The organism is Peptostreptococcus stomatis DSM 17678, from assembly GCF_000147675.1.
GTDB lineage: Bacteria > Bacillota > Clostridia > Peptostreptococcales > Peptostreptococcaceae > Peptostreptococcus > Peptostreptococcus stomatis.
The window spans coordinates 12624-33756 of sequence record NZ_ADGQ01000001.1; the positions used below are offsets into that span (position 1 = coordinate 12624).

Here is a 21133-nt window from a genome sequence, read left to right on the forward strand (position 1 = left end):
TTACCTTATATTGTATAATTTTTATCAAACAGTATATCAAATAGAAATTTTGTCTTGCAAAAATATGAGAAACTTATTGGAATTACAAGATATTTTTATTCTATTTTGAAAAATAACTTGCATTTAGAAAGTGAGAATTTATTATAAATGAATCCTAAAAAGGGGATTTACTTAAGAATAAATTAAGGAAAGGGTGTAGGCTTATTAAAATTAAGTTATTAACCTATAATTCCTTAAAATATATGGATAAAAAATAATATATAAATTTTATTTGCCTTATTTATAGCGATAGTGGTATACTAGTAATGAGAAAATTTTAATATTAGTTAAGAATAGGGGGTAACAAAATGAAACTCTTAACTTTTAAGGGAGGAATACATCCTCCATATGGAAAAGAGTATGCTAACAAGAAACCAATTGAGAAAGCAGCAGCGCCTGCTAAGGTTTATATCCCACTTCAGCAGCACATAGGTGCTCCAGCAAAATGTATAGTTGCTGTTGGTGATGAGGTTAAACTGGGTCAAAAGATTGGTGAAGCTCAGGGATTTGTATCTTCTAACATTCATGCGTCAGTATCAGGTGTAGTAAAAGCTATCGAATTATGTGGTGTTCCTAATGGTACTGCGATGTGTGTTGTCATTGAAAACGACTTCAAAGAAGAACTTCATGAAAGTGTAAAGCCTCATGGCGATATAGCAGACTTGAGCAAGGAAGAAATTGTTGGAATAGTCAAAGAAGCAGGTATAGTTGGTATGGGTGGTGCAACATTCCCTAACCATGTAAAGATTTCTCCTCCACCGGACTCAAAGGCGGAATACGTTATCTTAAATGGTGCTGAGTGTGAGCCATATCTTACAGCCGATGACAGATTGATGGTAGAAAATCCAGAAGATGTCGTATATGGTATCAGGGCTCTTATGAAGGCCCTAGATGTGAGTAAAGGTTTCATAGGTATAGAAGTAAATAAGCCAGAAGCCATAGCTAATGTAACAAAGGCAGCAGAACCATATCCAGAGGTTGAGGTAGTAAGCCTACAGGTTAAGTATCCAGAAGGTGCAGAAAAACAGTTGATTTATGCATGTACAGGAAGAGAAGTTCCATCAGGAGCACTTCCAATAGCAGTAGGAGCAGTTGTTGACAACGTTGCTACAGCAGCAGCAATAGCAAATGCTATAAAGACTGGTATGCCTCTAGTAGAAAGAATAACTACAGTTACAGGTCCTTGTATAAGGGAGCCAAAGAACTTAGTTACAAAGATTGGTACAAAGTTCAGTGAAATAATTGAACAGTGTGGTGGTCTTAAGGAAGATGTTGTAGCTAGAAAGCTTATAGCTGGTGGTCCAATGATGGGATTTGCTCAGTTCACTGATGATATATCTACTAACAAGGGATCTTCAGGTATATTGATTTTAGATGAAGATATAGCTGTAGCACCAGAACCAATGAATTGCATAAAGTGTGGTAGGTGTACTGACGTATGTCCAGCATTCCTTCAACCATTATTTATAAGCGCATATTCTTTGAAAAATGATTTTGATGCGGCAGAACAGCACAGGGCTATGGACTGTATAGAATGTGGTTCATGTTCATTCATATGTCCATCTAGAAGACTTTTATTGCCTTCAATCAGACAGGCTAAGAGAGAAATCGGTGCTAAGAGAAGAAAAGCTGCAGCAGCTCAGAAGAAATAGTAGTTAGGGGGAAAAGAAATGGATAAGCAATGGATAGTGTCTTCTTCTCCACATATTAGGACTAAGGAAGATACTTCATATATTATGAAGCAAGTCATTTTGGCACTTATGCCAGCAACATTGGCTGGATTGTATTACTTCAGGGTTCAGGGCTTGATTACAATCTTAGCTTGTGTTATCGGTGCAGTATGTTCAGAATGGGTATATTGTAAAATTACAAAGAAAAAATCAACAATCAATGATTTTTCTGCGGTAGTAACAGGTTTATTATTGGCCTTCAATGTTCCAGCAGGTTTACCTATATGGATGTGTGTTGTTGGTGCAATATTCTCTATCATAATCGTTAAGATGGTATTTGGTGGTATTGGTTTCAACTTCTTGAACCCAGCACTAGCAGGTAGAGCATTCCTACTAGCTTCTTTCCCAGTTGCAATGACAACTTGGTTAAAGCCAGGAGCTAATGCAGATGCTACTACAGTAGCAACACCACTTAGCTACATGAAGTTAATGGGAGCTGAAGGTATGGGATCTTCTGCAGATGCAGTATCAAAGTTGCATGATGCAGGAATATCTATCAGCAGCATGTTCATGGGTAACATCGGTGGTACAGTCGGTGAAACATGTTCATTGTTGTTAATTATCGGTGGTGTATACTTAATTTACAAGGGAATTATATCTTACGTAATGCCAGTAACTTATATATGTTTGGTATTCGTATTAACATTCATATTTGGTGGATTTAATGCTGAATTTGCAGTGTATCAGGCATTAGCAGGTGGACTACTACTTGGTGGTTTCTTCATGTTAACTGACTATACTACTTCACCAATGACTAAGAAGGGTCAGGTTATATATGCAGCGATTGCGGCTGTAATAGCTACTTGTATAAGACTTTTCGGTGGATATCCAGAAGGTGTGTCATACTCAATCTTGTTCGCCAACTGTTTAGTTCCACTAATCGACAAGTACGTACACAATAGAGTATTCGGGGAGGTGCGTAAATAATGAATAGTATGGTTAAAATAGGAGGAACTCTTTTTGGTTTCACTGCTATAGCTGCATTGTTATTGGCTGCTACTAACCAGGTGACATCCCCAGTTATAGAGCAGTTAAATATCAAGGCTAGTAATGAAGCCAGAATAGCTGTTTTACCAGAAGCTAAAGATTTTAAACCAGTTGATAAGTCTGCATATGCAAGTGCAGGTGCTCAGACTGCTATAGAGGTTTTTGAAGGTGCTAATGGTTCTGATACTGTTGGTTATACTATAAAGACTGCCCCATCAGGTTACGGTGGTCCTGTAGAACTTACAATTGGTATCAGCAAAGATGGCAAAATTACTGGTGTAAATGTTGGTAACAACAGTGAAACACCGGGTCTAGGTGCCAAGGCAACAGATCCAGCTTTTAACGGACAGTATAAGGGCAAGGCTGCTAAAGCTCTAGAAGTTATCAAGAGTGGTGCACCTAGTGAAAGTCAGATAAAGGCAATATCTGGTGCTACAATTACATCAAAGGCAGTAACTGGTGGTGTAAATGAAGCTATTGCGATATTCGATGCAATAAATAAATAGGGGGGTCAAAGATGAGTAATTTAGGAAAGATTTTTAAAAATGGTATAATCGATGAGAACCCTACCTTTGTACAGGTAATAGGTATGTGTCCAACACTTGCCGTTACAAGTTCAGCAGTAAACGGTATAGGTATGGGACTTTCTACAGCAGTCGTTCTTGCTTGTTCAAACTTAGCAATATCACTACTTAGAAAGATTGTTCCAGATAAGATAAGAATACCATGTTTCGTAGTTGTAATCGCTACATTCGTTACAATAGTTCAGATGTTATTGAAGGCTTACGTGCCAGCTCTTGACAAGGCGCTTGGTCTTTATATACCTCTTATAGTTGTTAACTGTTTGATACTGGCAAGAGCCGAGTCTTTTGCATGTAAGAACAAGCCATTCCCATCACTAGTAGATGGTTTTGCTATGGGTCTTGGATTTACAATAGCACTTACTATTCTAGGTGCTGTAAGAGAAATACTGGGTGCAGGTAGCGTATTTGGATTTGCTTTCTTACCAGCAACATTTAACACATTGTTGTTTATATTGCCTCCAGGAGCCTTCCTAACTCTAGGATGCTTGATGGCTGTATTTAACAAGGTAACAAAGAAAAAAGCGTAAAGGGGTGTAGAGATTGAAATTAATATTATTATTTTTATACATAGTTCTAGTAAATAATGTTATAACTTCTCAGTTCCTTGGTATTTGTCCTTTCTTGGGTGTTTCTAAGAAAACAGATACAGCAATAGGTATGGGTGTTGCCGTAACATTCGTTATAGCTTTAGCATCTATAATAACTTATTTCATTCAGATGATATTAGTAAACTTCAAGTTGGAGTACTTACAGACAATAGCATTTATACTTGTTATTGCATCTATCGTTCAGTTCGTTGAAATGGTTATAAAGAAGACGTCACCATCACTATATCAGGCACTTGGTGTGTTCTTACCTCTTATAACTACAAACTGTGCGGTTTTGGGTATAGCGATAGTTAACATTACTAAGGGTTACAACATCATTGAAACTCTAGTAAATGGTATAGGTGCTGGTATAGGATTTACACTTGCAATCGTAATATTTGCAGGTATCAGAGAAAGGTTAGAATTAGCTGACATTCAGGATGCGTTTAAGGGATTCCCTATAACACTTATTTCAGCCAGCTTAATGTCAATAGCTTTTCTAGGATTCACAGGATTAATTAAATTATAAGGGAGGTACTAGAGAATGCTTATTGTTTATGCGGTAGTAGTACTTGGTATACTTGGTTTAATCTTTGGTATAATCTTTGATTTTGCCTCTAAGAAGTTTGCTGTTGAAGTAGACCCAAAGGAAGCTGAAGTACTAGAAGTTTTACCAGGAGCCAATTGTGGTGGTTGTGGATTCCCAGGTTGTGGTGGTTTAGCTGCTGCAATAGCTAAGGGAGAAGCACCAGTAAATGGTTGTCCTGTAGGTGGAGCTGCAGTTGCAGAGAAGGTTGCTGCAATAATGGGTGTTGAAGCCGGTGCAGGAGAAAAGATAGTAGCTAATGTTAGATGTAAGGGTACATGTGAAGCTACAAAGGAAAAGTATGAATACAGTGGTATACAGGATTGTAGAGCAGCTGCATCATTAATTGGTGGTGCAAAGTCTTGTTCTTATGGATGTTTAGGTCTAGGTACTTGTGTACAGGTTTGTAACTTTGATGCTATACATGTTGTAGATGGAGTTGCCGTAGTTGATGAAGAAAAGTGTGTTAACTGTGGTAAGTGTATAGATATATGTCCAAAGGGACTTATTGAACGTAAGCCAGCTAACAAGGCTGTTACAGTTCAGTGTAAGTCAAATGACTTTGGTAAGAAGGTTAAGGATAACTGTAGTGTTGGTTGTATAGGCTGCGGTATTTGTTTTAAGGAATGTCCGTTTGATGCAATCATATTTGAAGACAAGCTAGCACGTATTGACTATGATAAGTGTAAGCAGTGTAATAAGTGTGCTATGAAGTGTCCGACTAAGGTTATAAAGCCAAAAGAAAGAAAAAAATCAGTAGTTAAGGCTCAGCCAAAGGTTGAAGAAGCTAAGGCTGAAGTTAAGCCAGTAGAAAATAACTAATTAGCTTTAAAAGCTTAACTAATATTAAGGGTCACCGTATATTTGATTATATACGGTGATTTTTTTTATTTTTAAAATATGCCTATATAAGTGTGAATAGATATACAAGCCGGTGGTTTGCTTGTAGAATTTATGATTAATGATTAATAATTAATGGATAAGGCTTAATGTAAAAAAATAAATTTCATGGATTTATTATTTCAACCTACTTAAGCAGGGATAAATTATAGGGTATGATATAGGTGGTATTATGAGTGAAGTTTTAAGAATAAGAGAAATGAGTGATGATGAAAAGCCCAGGGAGAAGATGATAAAAAAAGGGGTAAAGTCCCTATCAGATGCCGAACTTTTGGCTATTATGATTAGGACAGGGGACAAAAATAATAATGCTGTAACCCTGTCTTCTAAGGTTTTAACCCTATCCAAAGATGGGGTCAGGGGCTTGACCGACCTTAGTTTGGATGAACTCTGCAGTATTGATGGGATTGGACCATCCAAGGCCACTATTATAAAGGCAGCTTTAGAATTGGGTATCAGGGTATCCCAATACCTGCCAAGGAAGTTTAAGATTAATAATCCCTGGGATGTGTATTCCTACTATATGGAGGAATTGAGATATCTTAAAAAGGAAGTATTTAAGGTTATTTTACTCAATACAAAGAATGAAATAATATCGGATGTAGATGTATCAATTGGAAGTTTAAATTCATCCATAGTCCACCCCAGGGAAGTATTTATTGAGGCCATAAAGAGGAGGTCTAATGCTATTATACTTATGCACAACCATCCCTCTGGTAATTCGGAACCATCCAAGGAAGATATAATGATTACCAAGAGGCTAAATGAGTGTGGCAAGATGCTGGGTATTAATGTGCTAGACCACATAGTTATTGGCGATGGCAACTACTATAGCCTTAAAGAAAACAATGAATTTTAGTAGGATAAAAAATACTTCCTTATTTTCTGATAAAATATTGCTTGCATTTTTTAAAAAGATTGAAGAAAAGATATCAACAAGAACTAAGTTTCGTGGTATACTAATAGATATAGGCGCATAGACGAGTCTATTAAAACTTGTAAAAAAATGGAGGACGATATGGGAATTTTCAGTAAGATTTTTGGATCTAATATAAATAATATAATTACCAACGATATGGGTATCGACTTGGGTACTGCGAATACTTTGGTTTACATAAAAGGACAGGGAATTGTAGTTGATGAGCCATCAGTTGTAGCCATCAGGGATGATAACAATGAGATATTGGCTGTGGGTCAGAAGGCTAGGGATATGGTAGGTAGAACTCCTGAAAATATAGTTGCTATTCAGCCTGTAAAAGAAGGTGTAATAGCGGACTTTGAAGCTACTCAGGCAATGATGAGTTACTTTATTCAAAAGGGGTCAAAGGGCGTTGTTAGTCCCAGAATAGTTATCTGTGTGCCTTATGGTATTACTAAGGTTGAAAAGAAAGCCATTGAAGAGGCAGCCATTCAGGCTGGTGGTAGAGAGGTATTTATCCTTGAAGAGCCTATGGCAGCAGCTATAGGTGCTGGTTTGAATGTAAATGACCCTGAAGGTAATATGATTGTTGATATTGGTGGAGGAACATCTGAAATAGCAGTTATATCACTGGGTGGAGTTGTAGTTGCAAATTCAATTAGGATAGGTGGAGATGAATTTGATGTTGCAATAGAGAACTTTGTAAGAAAAGACTATAATATAATCATAGGAGCGAGAACTGCTGAGAATATCAAGTTGGCAATAGGATCTGCCTTCCCAGGAGACAAGGAAATAGAGATGACAGTGAGTGGTAGGGATATAATGTCAGGCCTACCAAGGACTATAACTATAGGGTCTACAGAAGTTAGAGAGGCACTAAGAGAGCCAATAAATGAAATTGTTGAGGCCATAAGGACTACTTTGGAAGAGACTCCTCCAGAATTGGCATCTGATATTATGGAAAAGGGAATCTTCCTGACAGGTGGTGGATCTCTATTAAGGGGTATGGACAAGCTAATCCAGGCTGAGACATCTTTAAATGTATCAGTAGCAGCCCAGCCACTACAGTGCGTAGTTACAGGTGCAGGTAAGTCTATAGAAAACACTGACATATTCCACAGTATCGTTATGATGAATCATGAAGGATAGTTGGTGGTTACCTTGAAGTTAGAAAAAGATAATAGAAAAAAGTTGAGTATAAAGACTATACTGGCAACTATTGTCGTAGTTTTAATAGTGGCTATAACAGCTAGTTCTCTATCAAATGCTGGCAGGTTAGGTGCTGTTGAAGGAAAGAGTCCTATATCAGCTTTTTACATTGTGGGTAAGCACCTTAATAATGTGGTTGTTGGTGTTGGTAACTTTTTTGGGGACCTGGTTAGCTTCAGGTCTAATTCCAAGATTGTCAAGGACCTAAAAAGTGAAAATGATAAATTAAAGCAAAAAATTATAGATATGGAAAGTGATGTAGACAAGTTGGATTCTCTGGAAAGATTGAAGAAGTCGCTAAACTATGTGTCTACTGATCAACGTAATAGTCTGGTTTCAGCCAGTATAATAGGAAAGAATAACGGAGACTGGTACAAATCATTTGTAATAGATGCAGGTGCAGGTGATGGTGTTAAAAGGGATAGTATAGTAATCAATGGCCAGGGTGTAGTTGGTATTGTTTATAGTGTGAGCAACCACTATTCTAAGGCAATATCCTTGATAGACTCCAGGGCTTCGGTTAGCTTTAAATTAGCTAGAAAGAATGACTACAAGGGAGTTGTTACAACATCATCTATAGTTGGCAGTGCAGACTTTACAAATACAGACAAGTTGCTCCAGGGATATCTGTTTGACCCTAAGTCAGATGTAAAAAAGGGGGACCTCCTAGTCACATCAGGTTTGGGTCTATATCCAGAAAATATACCAATAGGTACTATTACCAGTGTTACATATGACAAGAACAAGTCTATGAAAACTATAAAGATTAGGCCTGGTGTAGATTTTAAAAATATTGACAATGTTAGTATAATTCCTCCAAGAAAGGTTCAATAGGTGGCAGTTATGAAAAATATAGTAGTATTTTTGATTGGCCTCTTTCTGATTTTTTTGGAGGCTTTTTTTACTAATCACATAAGTTCTTTTGTGAGTATAGACCTGCTTTTAGTATATATAGCTTTGATATCCCTTTATATGGATAAAAACTATGCGATTATTGAGGTTGGCCTATTGGGTTTGATTAGTGACTTAGTAGTAGGTGGTATTATAGGGATTACAGCCCTATTATTTATGATAGCATCCTACTTCATATCTACGGTAGAAAAATCGATCTTTAAGGACAAGAAGTTAATTGTACTATTTTTGGTATTTGTTATTAGTCTGGTATATTCCATAATAAATGCGGTGGTTTCATCGATTTTTTATGTGCCGGCTCCACTTACACTTGTTCTGTTTAAGGGGATAATACTAATACCCCTTTTAAATATGGGTGTAGCCTTTTTGGCCTATACCTTATTTGGGGATCTGTTAATGAAATTAAGGGAAGAATAGTGGTGTGTTAAATTGAGTAAAAATTCAGTGATAAAACCAAGGCTAAAGGTGATTAATAAGTTTATCCTTATTATACTTAGTGTGGTTTTGATAAAAATAGTATATATGACAACTATAAGATATTCGCATTATTCTGATTTAGCTGACCAAAAGGCCTACAAGCAGATTATGGTCCAGGCTCCTAGAGGGGAGATTAGGGATAGGAAGGGTGTACTCTTGGCTGGTAACGAGCCCCAATTCACTGTTCAGATAGTTGCGGATACATTCAATAAGGCAGGTAAAAATAGCAAGGATGGGGCTAATAAGATGGCCTATTCAGTTATTAATATACTGGAAAAAAATGGGGAAACCTATACAGATGAATTCCCGATTAGCCTTGTAAATGGTAGCTATACCTTTATTTTTGATCAAAAAATTAGTGAGTTCAAGAGCAAAAATGGTATACCGGCCAGCTATAATGCAAAAAAATCCTTCTACTATGTAGTTGATAGCATGATACAAAGTGGACTTTTGACACTATCTGATAGGAATATGGACCCGGTGAAACTCCAGGCCAAGGTTAATAAGCTAGGCTATTATCCACCAGTTTTGGTAAACTCTTGGACCTTTACCCAGCAAAAAAATAAGGAAGACTGGTTGAAAGGATATGGGCTTAAGGATGGTGTAAGTGCCCTAGTAGCCTTTAGGCATATAAGAAACGACTACTACAAGATAGATTCCAGCATGACTGATAAAGAGGCTAGAAAAATTATGTTGGTAAGAGACTTGTTAAAGTCAAAAATATATACCCAGTATAATCCTGTGACAATAGCCAAGGGCATAAAGAAGGAAACAGTCGTACAGATAGAAGAGAATTCCATGAAATTGTCAGGAGTATCAGTTGCCATCGAACAGAAGAGGGTATATCCTTTTGGTAGTCTTGCATCTCACGTATTGGGATATGTGGGCAAAATACCATCATCCAAGGCTGAAGACCTTATTAAAGAGGGCTATAGCCCCCAGGATATGATAGGTCTATCAGGTATTGAAAACAGCTATGAAAATAAGTTGAAGGGCAAGGATGGCTACAAAGAAGTTAAGGTAGATAGCGTCGGTAGGGTTATTTCACAGATGAAGTCGGTTGATCCTACTAGTGGTAAGAGTGTCTACTTAACTATAGATAGCAAGGTCCAAAAGACTGCTGAGGAATCTTTGAAAAATGCCATTGAATCAGCCAGATCAGGCGGAACTTTCAAGAGCCAGTTTGGTGATATAAATATAAAAGAGAGTGCTCCTAAGGCGAAGTCAGGTGCTATAGTTGCTATAGATGTAACTAGTGGTGATGTATTGGCCATGGCCAGCTACCCTAACTATGACCCTAATAAGTTTGCCAATGGTATCAGCAGCGAGGACTATAATAACTACCTGCCAAAAAACCTAAATGATATGTTGGCACCAAATCCACTTTTGAATTTGGCTACCCAGGGTGTCTTCCAGCCAGGGTCAACTTTTAAGATGGTAACAGCTATGGCTGCCCTAGAGTCAGGACTGGATCCAAGTTATACAATAAAGGATCCTGGTGTTATAAGGCTTGGAAATAGGAACTTCGCCGACTATATTTGGCACCATGGTGGCAAAAACCACGGTATGGTGAACCTATATAAGGCCATACAAGAATCTTGTAATATATACTTCTATGTCTTAGGTAGCAATAGGAATTGGATGACAGGTCAGTCCTTAAACCTGGGAATGAATGCCAACAAGATACTTGAATATGCCAAGAAGTTCGGTCTAGATAGTGATACTGGTCTAGAAGGCCAGCTAGAGGAAAGAAATGGCAGGGTTCCTAGTGAGGAACAAAAAATAGAGAATACGAAGGTTCAGTTGAAATATGCCCTTGAGAGGACTATGAGAACTCACTTTGAAGGTATAGATTATGAAGAAAACAGGGATGAGTTTGAAGAAAAGATAGATAAAATTGTCAGTTGGATAGATGAAGATAAGACACCTGGTAGGATAGAAACTATGAAGAGGTTGAAGAAACTAGGGGTTAAAGAATCCTATATAGAAAGTGATGCTGACTATATGGTATACAGTTACTTTAACTTTGCCAAGTGGGGTGTGGGTGATACCTTCAACCTTGCTATAGGCCAGGGTGAAAATGCCTACAACCCATCCCAGGTTGTAAGGTATGTAGCAGCCCTTGCCAATGGTGGTTATCTGGTAAACCTAAATGTGGTAAATAAGGTGGAAACTTCAAATGGCAAGATAGCAGAAGTGGCCAATAGAAGACTAGACAAGATCAGTTTTAAGAATAATTCTAACCTGAATGATATAAAGATAGGTATGGTCAATGTTTCTACGCAGGGCTTGGCCAAGGATGCCTTTGGAAACTTCCCAATCAAGGTTGCAACTAAGACAGGTACGGCAGAAAAGAGTGGTAAGATACCTACAGAAAAAGAATATGACTATCTTATGAAACACTTGTCTTCTTATTCATTGGACAAGAATAAGGTTCTTGAAAGGTATAATAAGCTTAAGGCTGACAAGGAAAGAGAACTTACCAATGAAAAAATCAAGGACTTGAAGACAAAGATAAGCGATACCAGTATAAGTAGTGACCAGAGGGACAAGTACCAAAAAGAATTAGAGGCCGGTATCAAGGTAAAATTGGATGATACAGACAAGGTTAATGCCCAATACCTAAGAAGGGCAATCAAACAGTTGAATTCTAATATTACTGATGAAGATATCGATAAGTACAAGGAAGACTACGGTTCTTTTGCCTGGTGTGTAGCCTATGCCCCAGCAGATAATCCTAAGATAGCTGTGGCCTGTATGATACCACAGGGAGAGACTAGTTCATATGCAGTTTTACCAATCAGGGAGACTATAGCCCAGTATTTTGGGCTAATGAAGGAAGGTCAGAGTGATGAAAAAAATTGATTATAGAAAAAATTTCAAGATAGTAAAAAACATTGACTGGAAACTAGTAACCATAGTCCTGGTAATCTTTTTGATAGGTATACTGATACTTAGTAGTGCAACACATGCTAATATCACAAAAAATTACACCCAGATATATAAACAGCTATTAGCCTTCTTGTTGGGTGTAGGGATTATAATGTTAATGATGCTATTTGACTACGACAGTGTAGGCAAATACTACAAGGAGCTATATATATTCAGTATAGTCATGCTCTTAATAGTCTGGATACCAGGTTTGGGTGATAGGCAGTTTGGCGCTATATCCTGGATACGTATAGGTAAATTTAACCTACAAACATCAGAAATAGTTAAGATGACCTTTATACTTAGCTATGCGAAGATAGTTGAGAAACATAAAGACAGTATGAATAACTTAAGGGTCCTATTCAAGTTAGTAGTATATGCCATGCCGATTATAGGGCTCCTACTAGCCCAGCCAGACCTGGGTACAGCCATAGTCTTTGTATGCATAATATTTTTTATGTTATATGTGGTTGGTTTGGACAAGAAGATAATAAGGAATACACTTATAAGTATATTACTCTTAACACCACTTATGTACATGTTTATGGCACCCCACCAGAGGGTCAGGATAGTAAACTTCTTTAATCCAGAGCTGAGCAGTAACTACCAGGTTCTCCAGTCAATGATAGCCATTGGTTCAGGAGGAATATTTGGCAAGGGGCTTTATATGGGGTCCCAGAACCAGGAAAATTTCCTGCCTGTAAGGGATAGTGACTTTATATTCGCAGTACTGGGGGAGGAATTTGGCCTAGTAGGTATGTTGATAGTAATCATCCTCTTTATGCTCCTTATTACAAGGCTTCTGATGATAGCTAAAAAGTCTAAAAATGTATATGGAACCCTTATAGTATCAGGTATAACAGGTATGTTTGTCTACCAGATAATACAGAATATAGGTATGACAGTGGGCCTAATGCCTGTAACAGGAGTAACCCTACCTTTTGTAAGTTATGGTGGTAGTTCCATACTGACATCCATGGCTAATATAGGCATAGTCTTAAATGTATATTTGAGGAGAAGAAGGATATACTAGGAAGACGAGTAGTAAGAAGTATAGGTGAAAGCAATTTAAGTGTGAGAGATTTGAAAAAAGGCTAGGGTCTTGAATATATATTTTTCCAAATTACTGATAGGAAGTGATATATAGACCAGTCGAAATGGAGGCAAGTTTTGGAAAAGGTTGATATTAAAAGAATATTAAAAAAGGTTGAAAAACCTGCAAGATATTTGGGCAACGAATTAAACTCCATTCATAAAGATACAGAAAGCAATGAGTTGATCAGGTATGCTCATTGCTTTCCTGATTTATATGAAGTTGGCATGAGTCATTTGGGTAGCCATATCTTGTATAATTGCATAAATTTAGAGGAAGATGTCTATTGTGAGAGGGTATATGCACCCGGTGTAGACATGGAGACCAAGATGAGGGACCATAATATTCCCCTGTTTGGTCTAGAGTCAAGGGAGTCTATCAGATATTTTGATTTTGTAGCCTTTACACTTCAGTATGAGATGTGCTATACAAATATCTTAAACATGCTAGACCTAGCTGGTATACCGCTCTTGGCCAAGGATAGGAAAGATGAGGACCCCCTTATAATGGTGGGAGGGTCATGTGCCTACAATGTAGAGCCACTGGCAGACTTTGTTGATATTGTAGTCCTTGGTGAGGGTGAAGAGATGAACCTAGATGTAATAAGGGCCTACAAAGACTGGATAAGGACAAACCCATATGAAAACGGCCAGGACAAGACAGACTTTTATAAGAAAATAATCAACATAGATGGAGTATATATACCTTCCTTCTATGACTTTAGATACAATGAAGATGGAACCGTTAAGGAATTGGTAAAGCTGGTTGAGGAAGCCCCTGACAAGCCTAGAAAGAGGATTATATCGGACATGGATGCAGTTATTTATCCCGAAAAATATATAGTCCCATTTATAGAGGTAGTCCATGATAGGATAGTCTTGGAACTCTTTAGGGGTTGTACTAGGGGATGTAGGTTTTGCCAGGCTGGCATGATCTATAGACCTATAAGGGAAAAGTCGGTGGCCAGGTTAAAGGAAATAGTAGAAAATATGATAAGGAACACTGGCTATGATGAGATATCTTTATCTTCGTTAAGTACCAGTGACTATAGCCATATTAGTGAGATTACCGACTTCCTAGTTGATGAATATGCACCCAAGAATATCAGTGTATCCCTGCCATCATTGAGGTTGGATAATTTCTCCATGGAAATAGCCGAAAAGATCCAGCAGGTTAGGAAGACAGGCCTTACCTTTGCTCCTGAGGCAGGAACCCAGAGAATGAGGGACGTAATAAACAAGGGTGTTACAGAAGAAGAACTTCAAAATGCAGTTTCCAAGGCCTTTGAAATGGGTTGGAACAGCGTCAAGCTATACTTTATGATAGGCCTACCGACTGAAAGGTATGAAGACCTTGATGGCATTAAGGACTTGGGCTACCAGGTGGTTGATATATATAGGGATATACACGGGGGCAAGATAAGGGGTAAGTTTGGCGTTACAGTTAGTACATCTACCTTTGTTCCTAAACCTTTTACACCTTTTCAATGGCATAGGCAGGATACGGGTGATGAAATCAGAGACAAGCAAAAGTACCTGGTTAGCAAGTTGAGACATGGAAATATCAAGTATAACTACCATGATTCCCAGACCAGTTTAATGGAGGCAGTATTTGCCAGGGGAGACAGAAGGCTAGGCGGAGTCTTGCTAGATGCCTTTAGGGCCGGGGCCAAGTTTGATGGTTGGTCAGAGTACTTTGACCTGGATAGGTGGCTGGATGCCATGGAAAAGAATGGGCTTGATCCAAGTTTCTATGCCCACAGAGACAGGTCCTATGATGAGGTCTTTCCTTGGGACCATATAGATGTAGGAGTAACTAAGGAATTCCTTATGAGGGAGAATGAATTGGCCAAGCAGGATAAGGTTACAGAAGACTGTAGGCATGGCTGTAGGGGCTGTGGTATAAATACTAATGATATAGGAAGGGGCTTGTGTTAATGTCTAAGAAGATTAGGATGAAATTTATAAAAACTAAGGACATGATTTATATATCCCACCTGGATGTGCAGAGGCTACTACAGAGGGTATTTAGGCGTGCTGATATAGAACTGTCTTTTTCTCAGGGTTTTAATCCCCATCCAAAAATTACCTACGGAAATGCTCTTGCCCTAGGTGTGGAGAGCTATGGTGAATATGTGGATATCGAGATAGAGGCTGACCTAGCAATTGAGGTCTTAAAAGAGAGGTTAAATGCCCAACTTCCAGATGGTATGGCCTTTGTAAAGCTAGTAGAACTAGTGGGTGGAGAGAGAAACCTTGCCTCATCTATAGAATATGGAGACTATGAGTTTACCATTGAAAATGTGGATAAGATTTCTAGAGAAGATATCTGCAAGAGACTAGATAACTTGATGGCTATGGAGTCTATCATGATGACTAAGAAGAATAAAAAGTGTAAAATGGTCGATATAGACATCAAGCCATTGATAAATACTTTATCACTTCTGGACTATGGTCAGGAAGAGTTTGTGGTGTCGGCAATACTGGCAACGGGGTCAAAGCAGAACCTAAATACTAATATATTTATACCAAAGTTGTTGGAAGTTCTAGGTATAAGTATAGACCCCCTAGATGTTGATATCAAGAGAAATGACCTATATTTTAGGCAGGATGGTCAATTGGTCAGTCCACTCTAGGATCTAGTCTTAGGATTGTAAGGAGGATTTTATGAAGAAGATAATCATAGAAGACTTTTGTAATGCAAGGAAACTGGCCCTCTTGGAAGAGGACAGGTTGACAAAACTAATTATAGAAGAAAAGTTTGAGGAAGGCTTGGTAGGCAATATCTATAGGGGCCGTATCCATAAGGTAGTAAGGGGTATGGAGGCTTGTTTTGTAGATATAGGCCAGGATCAGCCAGCTTATATGAAAATAAAAAAGGGAGAAAAACTTGGCGTTGGAGATATCCTACTGGTCCAGGTTTCAAAGTCTGGTAAGGGTGACAAGAGGGTCAGCCTTACCAGGGAAGTCAGCATCCAGGGCAGGTATATGGTCTATATACCATCCAATGATAGGCTTAGTTATTCGAACAAGTTGTCCAAGGACCAGGTGTCTGACCTAAAAGCTAAGATAGGTAAGCTAGACATAGGGGCTTCTACAGGTCTTATTGTAAGGACAGAGGCCCAGTTCGCTGATTTAGATGGTTTGAAAAATGATTTTGACAGTCTTAAGGAGGCCTATGCTAGGTTAGAAGAGGTATTTAGGTCTAGCTTGAATCCAGGTTTGGTCAAGAAGGCTAAGGGTGAAATTGAAAGTTTCATCGCCTATAATTTAGACAAGGACTTGGAGGCCATAATATATCCGGAAGATATGGATGATGAGTCAGATAGAGATAAGTCTAATCATATTGATAAATTTGATATAAGGGCACTTGTCAAGTCCCTTGACAGGGCCTACCTGGAAAAGCTGGTTAGGGATAAAAATCCGGCTACATTTAGCAACTATGGGGTTAATGCCAGGTTAAACCACTACTTGTCAAACAGGATTAGGTTGAGGAATGGGTCTTATATAGTGATAGATAAGACTGAAGCCATGACTGTCATAGATGTAAATTCAGGCAGGTATATAGGGTCGGCTAACTATGCAAATACAGTCTTGGATGTTAATATGGGTCTGGTAGATGAAATAGCTATGCAGATACTCATGAGGGACTTGTCGGGTATTATAATAGTCGACTTTATAGACATGAAGTCAGAAAGGGATAGGGAAGACCTGATAGCAAAAATGAAGATGTCCCTGGGGGCTGATGGTAAAAATACCAAGGTCCATGGTTTTACAAGGCTGGGACTTTTGGAGATATCCCGTAGGAGGAGCCAGGACTCATTTGAATCCTACTACTATAATCAAGAGTCTAGGGACTACTATTCTGCCAATAGGTTGGTAGATATGGTTGAAGAAAGGGTTATAGGCCAAATTTATCATAGTTTAATAAAGAATGGTGAAGATAAAAAGACCCTTCTCATTGAAATGGAAGTCGATAAGTATAAGAGGCTTATCGCTAATAAAAAAGATGTCTTAAAAGAGATTGAGGACAAGTATGGACTTGACATGGAATTTAAGGTAGTCTAAAAGTAATTGGAAATAAAGTGTAATAGGAAATGAAGAATAATTAGAAATAAAGAAAAGCTAGGCATTCATTTAGCCCTTGAGCAGGGGTAATTATGAATCTCTAGCTATTTTTTTATTGATTTTATGCCAGCCTACTTGTCGGGATATCCTATAGATATATTGATACCATCATAGGCCAGGCTTGTATTTTTAAATACTGAGGTGGCATTTTCTATATAGTCACCAGGAGAGTCCAGTGAGGGTGAAAAATGGGTCAAAAGCAGGTGGTCTACCTGTCCCTTGTAGGCAAGGTTGGCTGCCTCCCTAAAGGTCATGTGTTTATTTTTTACAGCCTTTCCTATGTCTAAGTCGTCACCATACATGGCCTCACATACAAAGAGCCTGCTTGATTTTATAAAGGGAATAATAGCCTCTATAGGCCTGGTATCAGTTATATACGAAAATTTGATACCTGGTCTAGGCTTACCAAGGACCATATCTGGTGTGTAAGACACATCATCCATATAGAAGGTCTGGCCGGCTTGCAGGTGTCTCCATAGATGTTTAGGGACCTGGTTTTCCAGGGCCTTATCAGGGTCAAACTCCCTATTTCTCTTAAAGTAAAGGCTATAACCCAGGCATTCAGTTGAATGGTCTAGGTCAAGGCTTGATATTTCTATTTCTCTCAGGACATCAGAGTTTATAGAAAAAGAACCAACCGGCTTTTCTATTACTACCAGCCTGTAGGGTAGGCCCTCCCAAAGAACCATCATGGCACTAAGGGCTCTTTTTATCCCCCTTGGTCCGACTATATATAGGGGGCTTCTCTTTTCAGCATTGCCCATGGTAGATAGGAGTCCCAGGAGGCCGTTTATATGGTCACCATGAAGGTGGGTAATCAATATTAAATCTATGCCCTTAAAACCACAGCCAATCTTCTTCATGGAAATTTGAGTCCCCTCACCACAATCTATTAAAATTTTTCTTCCCTTATAGTTTATAAAGGCACTGGAACAAAATCTTTCAGGAGTGGGAACATTGCCTCCAGTACCTATCATTGTAAGATTTAACATTTATTCACCTTCTTTCCTAAGTTGTTTCCAATGACTGCCATAAGTAAGCCACCGAAGATAGAAACTAATATATATATAAGTCCTGGTATGGGGTGACCATCCAGAACAAGCTGACAAAAGTCCTTGCTAAAGGTTGAAAATGTAGTGAAACTACCAATCAAGCCAGTAGCAAATAGGTTGTATATTTGTGGCCTAAGTCTTACAAGTAGACACCTTGCAAGTAGGGCTAGAGCAAAGGAACCTATTAGGTTAACCACTAGGGTAGCCATAGGTAGGTAGTGGAATAGGCTCAAAAATAGTCCTTCCACATGGTTAGCCTTAATAACTATAAGGTCAGATTTATGGTCTGTGAGACTATCCAGTCTAGTGAATACTACGAATCTTAGTAGAGATCCTATCAGACCACCCATAAAAATATATGGTAGGGACTGGTCATACTTAGAATTTTTTATCATAGGACCACCCCCAAGAAGCAGGCTCCAATAGACAGGCTTAGACTAAGTCCTATATATAGAAAACTTATGAGTACATGTTCCTCCAAGGCTAGGTTTACATTTTCTACTATAAAGGTTGAAAAAGTGGTAAAACCACCTAAGAAGCCTGTACCTAGAAAGACCAGCAAGCCCCTACTCTTAAAGTGACTGTAAATGTAAGCCAGTAGAAAAGAACCCAAGACATTTATAAAAAGGGTATGTAGGGGCATTTTTGATTCGATTTTATCCTGAATGTAGACACCGGTAGAGTAGCGAGCAAGAGCACCTAGACCCCCACCTAGACCCACAAGTATTGTATTTAACATAAAAACTCCAATAACAATTTATATAATATCACCATTCTCTTGGGGATTCTAATATCAATTTTAGCATAAATTAGGATAAATAAGTTACAATTGAATACAAAATATATGGATATAAAATAAAAATTTACTTTTGTGGTATAATCAGAGGGAAAGGATGTGGTGTTTTGGCCAGGGTTACATCGATTGAATTTCAAAAAAAGAATAAGGATAGGGTCAACCTATATGTTGATGGGGCCTATCTGATGTCAATGTATGCAGAAATGGTCTACAAGTACAATATCAGTCTTAATTCAGAAATAGACCAGGAAAGCCTGACTGAGATAATCAAGGCTGATGACTATGAGAAGGCTAAGAACAAGGCTTTAAACTACATCTCTAGGCTAGAAAGGTCAGAAAAGAAGGTCAGGGACAAGTTGGAAGATGAATTTGACCAGGAAATAATAGATATGGTCATAGAATTTTTAAAGAAGTATTCCTTTGTGGACGACGACAGGTTTGCAGCCAGGATAGTAAACAATTCCATGAAGTTTAAGAGGGTTGGTAAAAATAGGATAAAGCAGGACCTCTATATAAAGGGGATAGATAGTGCCATGATTGACAAGACCCTATCTGATATAAACCAGGATGAAGAACTCGAAAATGCCATATATCTGGCAGAAAAAAGACTGGCGAAAATTAAGTCCGATGACAAGAAGGTTCTTAGGACAAAACTATACCAACACCTATCCTATAAGGGGTTTGGATATGATACTATAAATTCTGCCATACGTCATGTCCTAGACATATGATGGCAATATTGTTTGGAGAAGGTCAAGATGAAGAATATGATTATATTGGCTATCAGTATATTAATTGCTATATACAACATCGTTAGCCTGTATATGGATGATAGAAGGTAAAAATCAAATAGACTTATGATTCAGCCTGTGATAAAATTAAGTTATCATGATTTTGAAGGGAATAGAATAATGATGGAATTACAAGACAGGCTTGAACTGTCTAAGAAAAGAAATATAGAAAAATTGGAATCTTTGAGGCTAAGCAAGGGATCTAAGCTAAAACTAGGTATAATGGGAGGTACATTCAATCCTATCCACAATGCCCACCTGGCTACAGCCGAATTTATCAGGGACAAGTATGACCTGGACAAGGTTATATTTATACCTGCAGGTGACCCGCCACATAAAAAGTGTGTCTTGAATAAGTTTAAGCGTTTTGATATGGTCGTACTGTCAACATTAAAGAACGATGATTTTTTAGTTTCTGACTATGAAATCCTGTCAGACAAGGAGAGGGACTACACTGTAGATACCCTAAGGCATATAAGTGAGACCTATCCCAATGAGGAGTTGTATTTTATAACAGGGTCAGATGCCCTAAATCAGATGGAAACTTGGAAGGAATTTCAAGAAAATTTCAAGCTGGCCAAGTTTGTAGCAGCCATCAGGCCGGGCATAAATCTTTTAGAAACCCAAGAAAATGTAGAAACATTCAGACAGAGGTATGAGGCTGATATAGATATGATATATGTTCCTTCTTTGGAAATATCATCAACTTATATTAGGAGCCTAGTAAAAAATGGTAGGAGTATTAAGTACCTGGTACCTAGTAGGGTAGAGGAATATATAAATGTACACAATTTGTATGGAGGTGTTGTTAGGTAGATGGAAAAATCGGTTATGATAGAAAAATTAAAGGATTATCTACCGGAAAAAAGATGGACCCACTCATTAAATGTGGCCAGGGCAGCAGTTAAGTTATCTGAATTGGTGGGCTGTGATTCACAAAAGGCTGAAATAGCTGGTATTTTACATGATACAGCCAAGTATGTAAAGTTGGCAGATGTAGGTTCCTACTGTGAAAAGTACAATATTCAATTAGATGAAATGGAAAAGAAGAGCACAGCCCTATCCCATAGTGTATTGGGTTATTATATAGCCAAGTACGAATTTGGTATTGAAGATGAAGATATATTGAGTGCAATCAGGTATCATACTACGGCAAAGCCTGGTATGAATATATTAGAGAAGATTATATATGTAGCAGATGTAATAGAGGTTGGCAGGGATTATCCAGGAGTTGATGACTTAAGAGAGGTGGCCTATAGTGGGGACTTAGATAGGGCTGTCTTGATGGCCTTGGACAATGCTATTATGTCGGTTATTAGAAAAAAAGCACCTCTACATTTGAGGACTATAGAAGCAAGAAACTATTACTTGACCCAGGTCAAAAGTAAATAGGTTAAGGAGATTGAGGAGAAA

The 21133-nt window shown here is 38.2% G+C and carries 21 protein-coding genes; 18 read left to right on the plus strand and 3 right to left on the minus strand.

Annotation, left to right across the window (positions count from 1 at the left end; genetic code table 11):
* Window positions 1-347 precede the first annotated feature (347 nt).
* The 15 genes from rsxC to HMPREF0634_RS00145 all read left to right on the plus strand — a co-directional run bounded on the left by rsxC (window position 348) and on the right by HMPREF0634_RS00145 (window position 17021).
* Window positions 348-1691 (plus strand): electron transport complex subunit RsxC, encoded by a 1344-nt coding sequence (gene rsxC, locus HMPREF0634_RS00075; RefSeq protein WP_007787826.1) that lies wholly within the window; start codon window positions 348-350, stop codon window positions 1689-1691.
* Window positions 1692-1709: 18 nt separating this feature from the next.
* Window positions 1710-2696, plus strand: coding sequence for an RnfABCDGE type electron transport complex subunit D (locus HMPREF0634_RS00080; RefSeq protein ID WP_007787868.1), 987 nt, complete (start codon window positions 1710-1712; stop codon window positions 2694-2696).
* Entirely contained in the window at window positions 2696-3262 is a 567-nt protein-coding gene (locus HMPREF0634_RS00085) for an RnfABCDGE type electron transport complex subunit G (RefSeq protein ID WP_007787849.1), read from the plus strand. The genes HMPREF0634_RS00080 and HMPREF0634_RS00085 overlap by 1 nt, the downstream gene beginning before the upstream one ends.
* Before the next feature lie 11 nt (window positions 3263-3273).
* On the plus strand, window positions 3274-3867 hold the full coding sequence (rsxE, locus tag HMPREF0634_RS00090; protein WP_007787863.1) for an electron transport complex subunit RsxE: 594 nt from the start codon (window positions 3274-3276) through the stop codon (window positions 3865-3867).
* 13 nt (window positions 3868-3880) lie between these two features.
* Window positions 3881-4456 carry an electron transport complex subunit RsxA gene (gene rsxA, locus HMPREF0634_RS00095; RefSeq protein WP_007787855.1) on the plus strand — a complete coding sequence of 192 codons (576 nt, stop codon included), beginning with the start codon at window positions 3881-3883 and terminating at the stop codon, window positions 4454-4456.
* A 15-nt stretch (window positions 4457-4471) separates the two neighbouring features.
* A complete protein-coding gene (rnfB, locus tag HMPREF0634_RS00100) occupies window positions 4472-5335 on the plus strand; it encodes an RnfABCDGE type electron transport complex subunit B (RefSeq protein WP_007787841.1) in 864 nt (287 codons plus the stop codon).
* A gap of 250 nt (window positions 5336-5585) precedes the next feature.
* A complete protein-coding gene (gene radC, locus HMPREF0634_RS00105; protein WP_007787873.1) occupies window positions 5586-6272 on the plus strand; it encodes a RadC family protein in 687 nt (228 codons plus the stop codon).
* A 159-nt stretch (window positions 6273-6431) separates the two neighbouring features.
* Window positions 6432-7481, plus strand: a complete 1050-nt coding sequence (locus HMPREF0634_RS00110) for a rod shape-determining protein (RefSeq protein ID WP_007787821.1) — start codon at window positions 6432-6434, stop codon at window positions 7479-7481.
* A gap of 3 nt (window positions 7482-7484) precedes the next feature.
* Window positions 7485-8375, plus strand: coding sequence for a rod shape-determining protein MreC (gene mreC, locus HMPREF0634_RS00115; RefSeq protein WP_243440487.1), 891 nt, complete (start codon window positions 7485-7487; stop codon window positions 8373-8375).
* A 9-nt stretch (window positions 8376-8384) separates the two neighbouring features.
* Window positions 8385-8870: a rod shape-determining protein MreD gene (gene mreD / locus HMPREF0634_RS00120; RefSeq protein WP_007787858.1), complete on the plus strand. Its 486-nt coding sequence runs from the start codon at window positions 8385-8387 to the stop codon at window positions 8868-8870.
* A gap of 12 nt (window positions 8871-8882) precedes the next feature.
* Window positions 8883-11795: a penicillin-binding transpeptidase domain-containing protein gene (locus tag HMPREF0634_RS00125; RefSeq protein WP_083799363.1), complete on the plus strand. Its 2913-nt coding sequence runs from the start codon at window positions 8883-8885 to the stop codon at window positions 11793-11795.
* Window positions 11782-12894, plus strand: coding sequence for a rod shape-determining protein RodA (gene rodA / locus HMPREF0634_RS00130; protein ID WP_007787843.1), 1113 nt, complete (start codon window positions 11782-11784; stop codon window positions 12892-12894). Before HMPREF0634_RS00125 ends, rodA begins: the two co-directional genes overlap by 14 nt.
* A gap of 137 nt (window positions 12895-13031) precedes the next feature.
* Window positions 13032-14891, plus strand: a complete 1860-nt coding sequence (locus tag HMPREF0634_RS00135; protein WP_007787880.1) for a TIGR03960 family B12-binding radical SAM protein — start codon at window positions 13032-13034, stop codon at window positions 14889-14891.
* Window positions 14891-15589, plus strand: a complete 699-nt coding sequence (locus HMPREF0634_RS00140; protein WP_040565543.1) for a TIGR03936 family radical SAM-associated protein — start codon at window positions 14891-14893, stop codon at window positions 15587-15589. The genes HMPREF0634_RS00135 and HMPREF0634_RS00140 overlap by 1 nt, the downstream gene beginning before the upstream one ends.
* Before the next feature lie 31 nt (window positions 15590-15620).
* A complete protein-coding gene (locus HMPREF0634_RS00145; RefSeq protein ID WP_007787840.1) occupies window positions 15621-17021 on the plus strand; it encodes a ribonuclease E/G in 1401 nt (466 codons plus the stop codon).
* Window positions 17022-17152: 131 nt separating this feature from the next.
* Here the strand turns inward: HMPREF0634_RS00145 and HMPREF0634_RS00150 are convergent, their stop codons facing one another.
* The 3 genes from HMPREF0634_RS00150 to HMPREF0634_RS00160 are packed head-to-tail and all read right to left on the minus strand — an operon-like array spanning window position 17153 to window position 18872.
* A complete protein-coding gene (locus HMPREF0634_RS00150) occupies window positions 17153-18073 on the minus strand; it encodes a ribonuclease Z (RefSeq protein ID WP_007787891.1) in 921 nt (306 codons plus the stop codon).
* On the minus strand, window positions 18067-18528 hold the full coding sequence (locus HMPREF0634_RS09265; RefSeq protein ID WP_007787833.1) for a fluoride efflux transporter FluC: 462 nt from the start codon (window positions 18526-18528) through the stop codon (window positions 18067-18069). Before HMPREF0634_RS09265 ends, HMPREF0634_RS00150 begins: the two co-directional genes overlap by 7 nt.
* A complete protein-coding gene (locus HMPREF0634_RS00160; RefSeq protein ID WP_007787846.1) occupies window positions 18525-18872 on the minus strand; it encodes a fluoride efflux transporter FluC in 348 nt (115 codons plus the stop codon). The genes HMPREF0634_RS09265 and HMPREF0634_RS00160 overlap by 4 nt, the downstream gene beginning before the upstream one ends.
* 164 nt (window positions 18873-19036) lie before the next feature.
* Between HMPREF0634_RS00160 and recX the strand changes: the two genes are divergently transcribed.
* From recX to yqeK, 3 genes are all read left to right on the plus strand, one after another.
* Window positions 19037-19660 (plus strand): recombination regulator RecX, encoded by a 624-nt coding sequence (gene recX / locus HMPREF0634_RS00165; protein WP_007787894.1) that lies wholly within the window; start codon window positions 19037-19039, stop codon window positions 19658-19660.
* 180 nt (window positions 19661-19840) lie between these two features.
* On the plus strand, window positions 19841-20536 hold the full coding sequence (gene nadD, locus HMPREF0634_RS00170) for a nicotinate-nucleotide adenylyltransferase (RefSeq protein ID WP_007787874.1): 696 nt from the start codon (window positions 19841-19843) through the stop codon (window positions 20534-20536).
* Complete coding sequence (gene yqeK, locus HMPREF0634_RS00175) at window positions 20537-21112, plus strand: bis(5'-nucleosyl)-tetraphosphatase (symmetrical) YqeK (RefSeq protein WP_007787856.1); 576 nt, start codon at window positions 20537-20539, stop codon at window positions 21110-21112.
* Window positions 21113-21133: the final 21 nt, after the last annotated feature.

What these genes read in the sequence shown, in the direction of transcription:
- rsxC (WP_007787826.1), top strand. Translation starts at nt 348, where the DNA reads ATGAAACTCTTAACTTTTAAGGGAGGAATACATCCTCCATATGGAAAA.
- HMPREF0634_RS00080 (WP_007787868.1), top strand. Translation starts at nt 1,710, where the DNA reads ATGGATAAGCAATGGATAGTGTCTTCTTCTCCACATATTAGGACTAAG.
- HMPREF0634_RS00085 (WP_007787849.1), top strand. Translation starts at nt 2,696, where the DNA reads ATGAATAGTATGGTTAAAATAGGAGGAACTCTTTTTGGTTTCACTGCT.
- rsxE (WP_007787863.1), top strand. Translation starts at nt 3,274, where the DNA reads ATGAGTAATTTAGGAAAGATTTTTAAAAATGGTATAATCGATGAGAAC.
- rnfB (WP_007787841.1), top strand. Translation starts at nt 4,472, where the DNA reads ATGCTTATTGTTTATGCGGTAGTAGTACTTGGTATACTTGGTTTAATC.
- radC (WP_007787873.1), top strand. Translation starts at nt 5,586, where the DNA reads ATGAGTGAAGTTTTAAGAATAAGAGAAATGAGTGATGATGAAAAGCCC.
- HMPREF0634_RS00110 (WP_007787821.1), top strand. Translation starts at nt 6,432, where the DNA reads ATGGGAATTTTCAGTAAGATTTTTGGATCTAATATAAATAATATAATT.
- mreD (WP_007787858.1), top strand. Translation starts at nt 8,385, where the DNA reads ATGAAAAATATAGTAGTATTTTTGATTGGCCTCTTTCTGATTTTTTTG.
- rodA (WP_007787843.1), top strand. Translation starts at nt 11,782, where the DNA reads ATGAAAAAAATTGATTATAGAAAAAATTTCAAGATAGTAAAAAACATT.
- HMPREF0634_RS00140 (WP_040565543.1), top strand. Translation starts at nt 14,891, where the DNA reads ATGTCTAAGAAGATTAGGATGAAATTTATAAAAACTAAGGACATGATT.
- HMPREF0634_RS00145 (WP_007787840.1), top strand. Translation starts at nt 15,621, where the DNA reads ATGAAGAAGATAATCATAGAAGACTTTTGTAATGCAAGGAAACTGGCC.
- HMPREF0634_RS00150 (WP_007787891.1), bottom strand. Translation starts at nt 18,073, where the DNA reads ATGTTAAATCTTACAATGATAGGTACTGGAGGCAATGTTCCCACTCCT.
- HMPREF0634_RS09265 (WP_007787833.1), bottom strand. Translation starts at nt 18,528, where the DNA reads ATGATAAAAAATTCTAAGTATGACCAGTCCCTACCATATATTTTTATG.
- HMPREF0634_RS00160 (WP_007787846.1), bottom strand. Translation starts at nt 18,872, where the DNA reads ATGTTAAATACAATACTTGTGGGTCTAGGTGGGGGTCTAGGTGCTCTT.
- nadD (WP_007787874.1), top strand. Translation starts at nt 19,841, where the DNA reads ATGATGGAATTACAAGACAGGCTTGAACTGTCTAAGAAAAGAAATATA.
- yqeK (WP_007787856.1), top strand. Translation starts at nt 20,537, where the DNA reads ATGGAAAAATCGGTTATGATAGAAAAATTAAAGGATTATCTACCGGAA.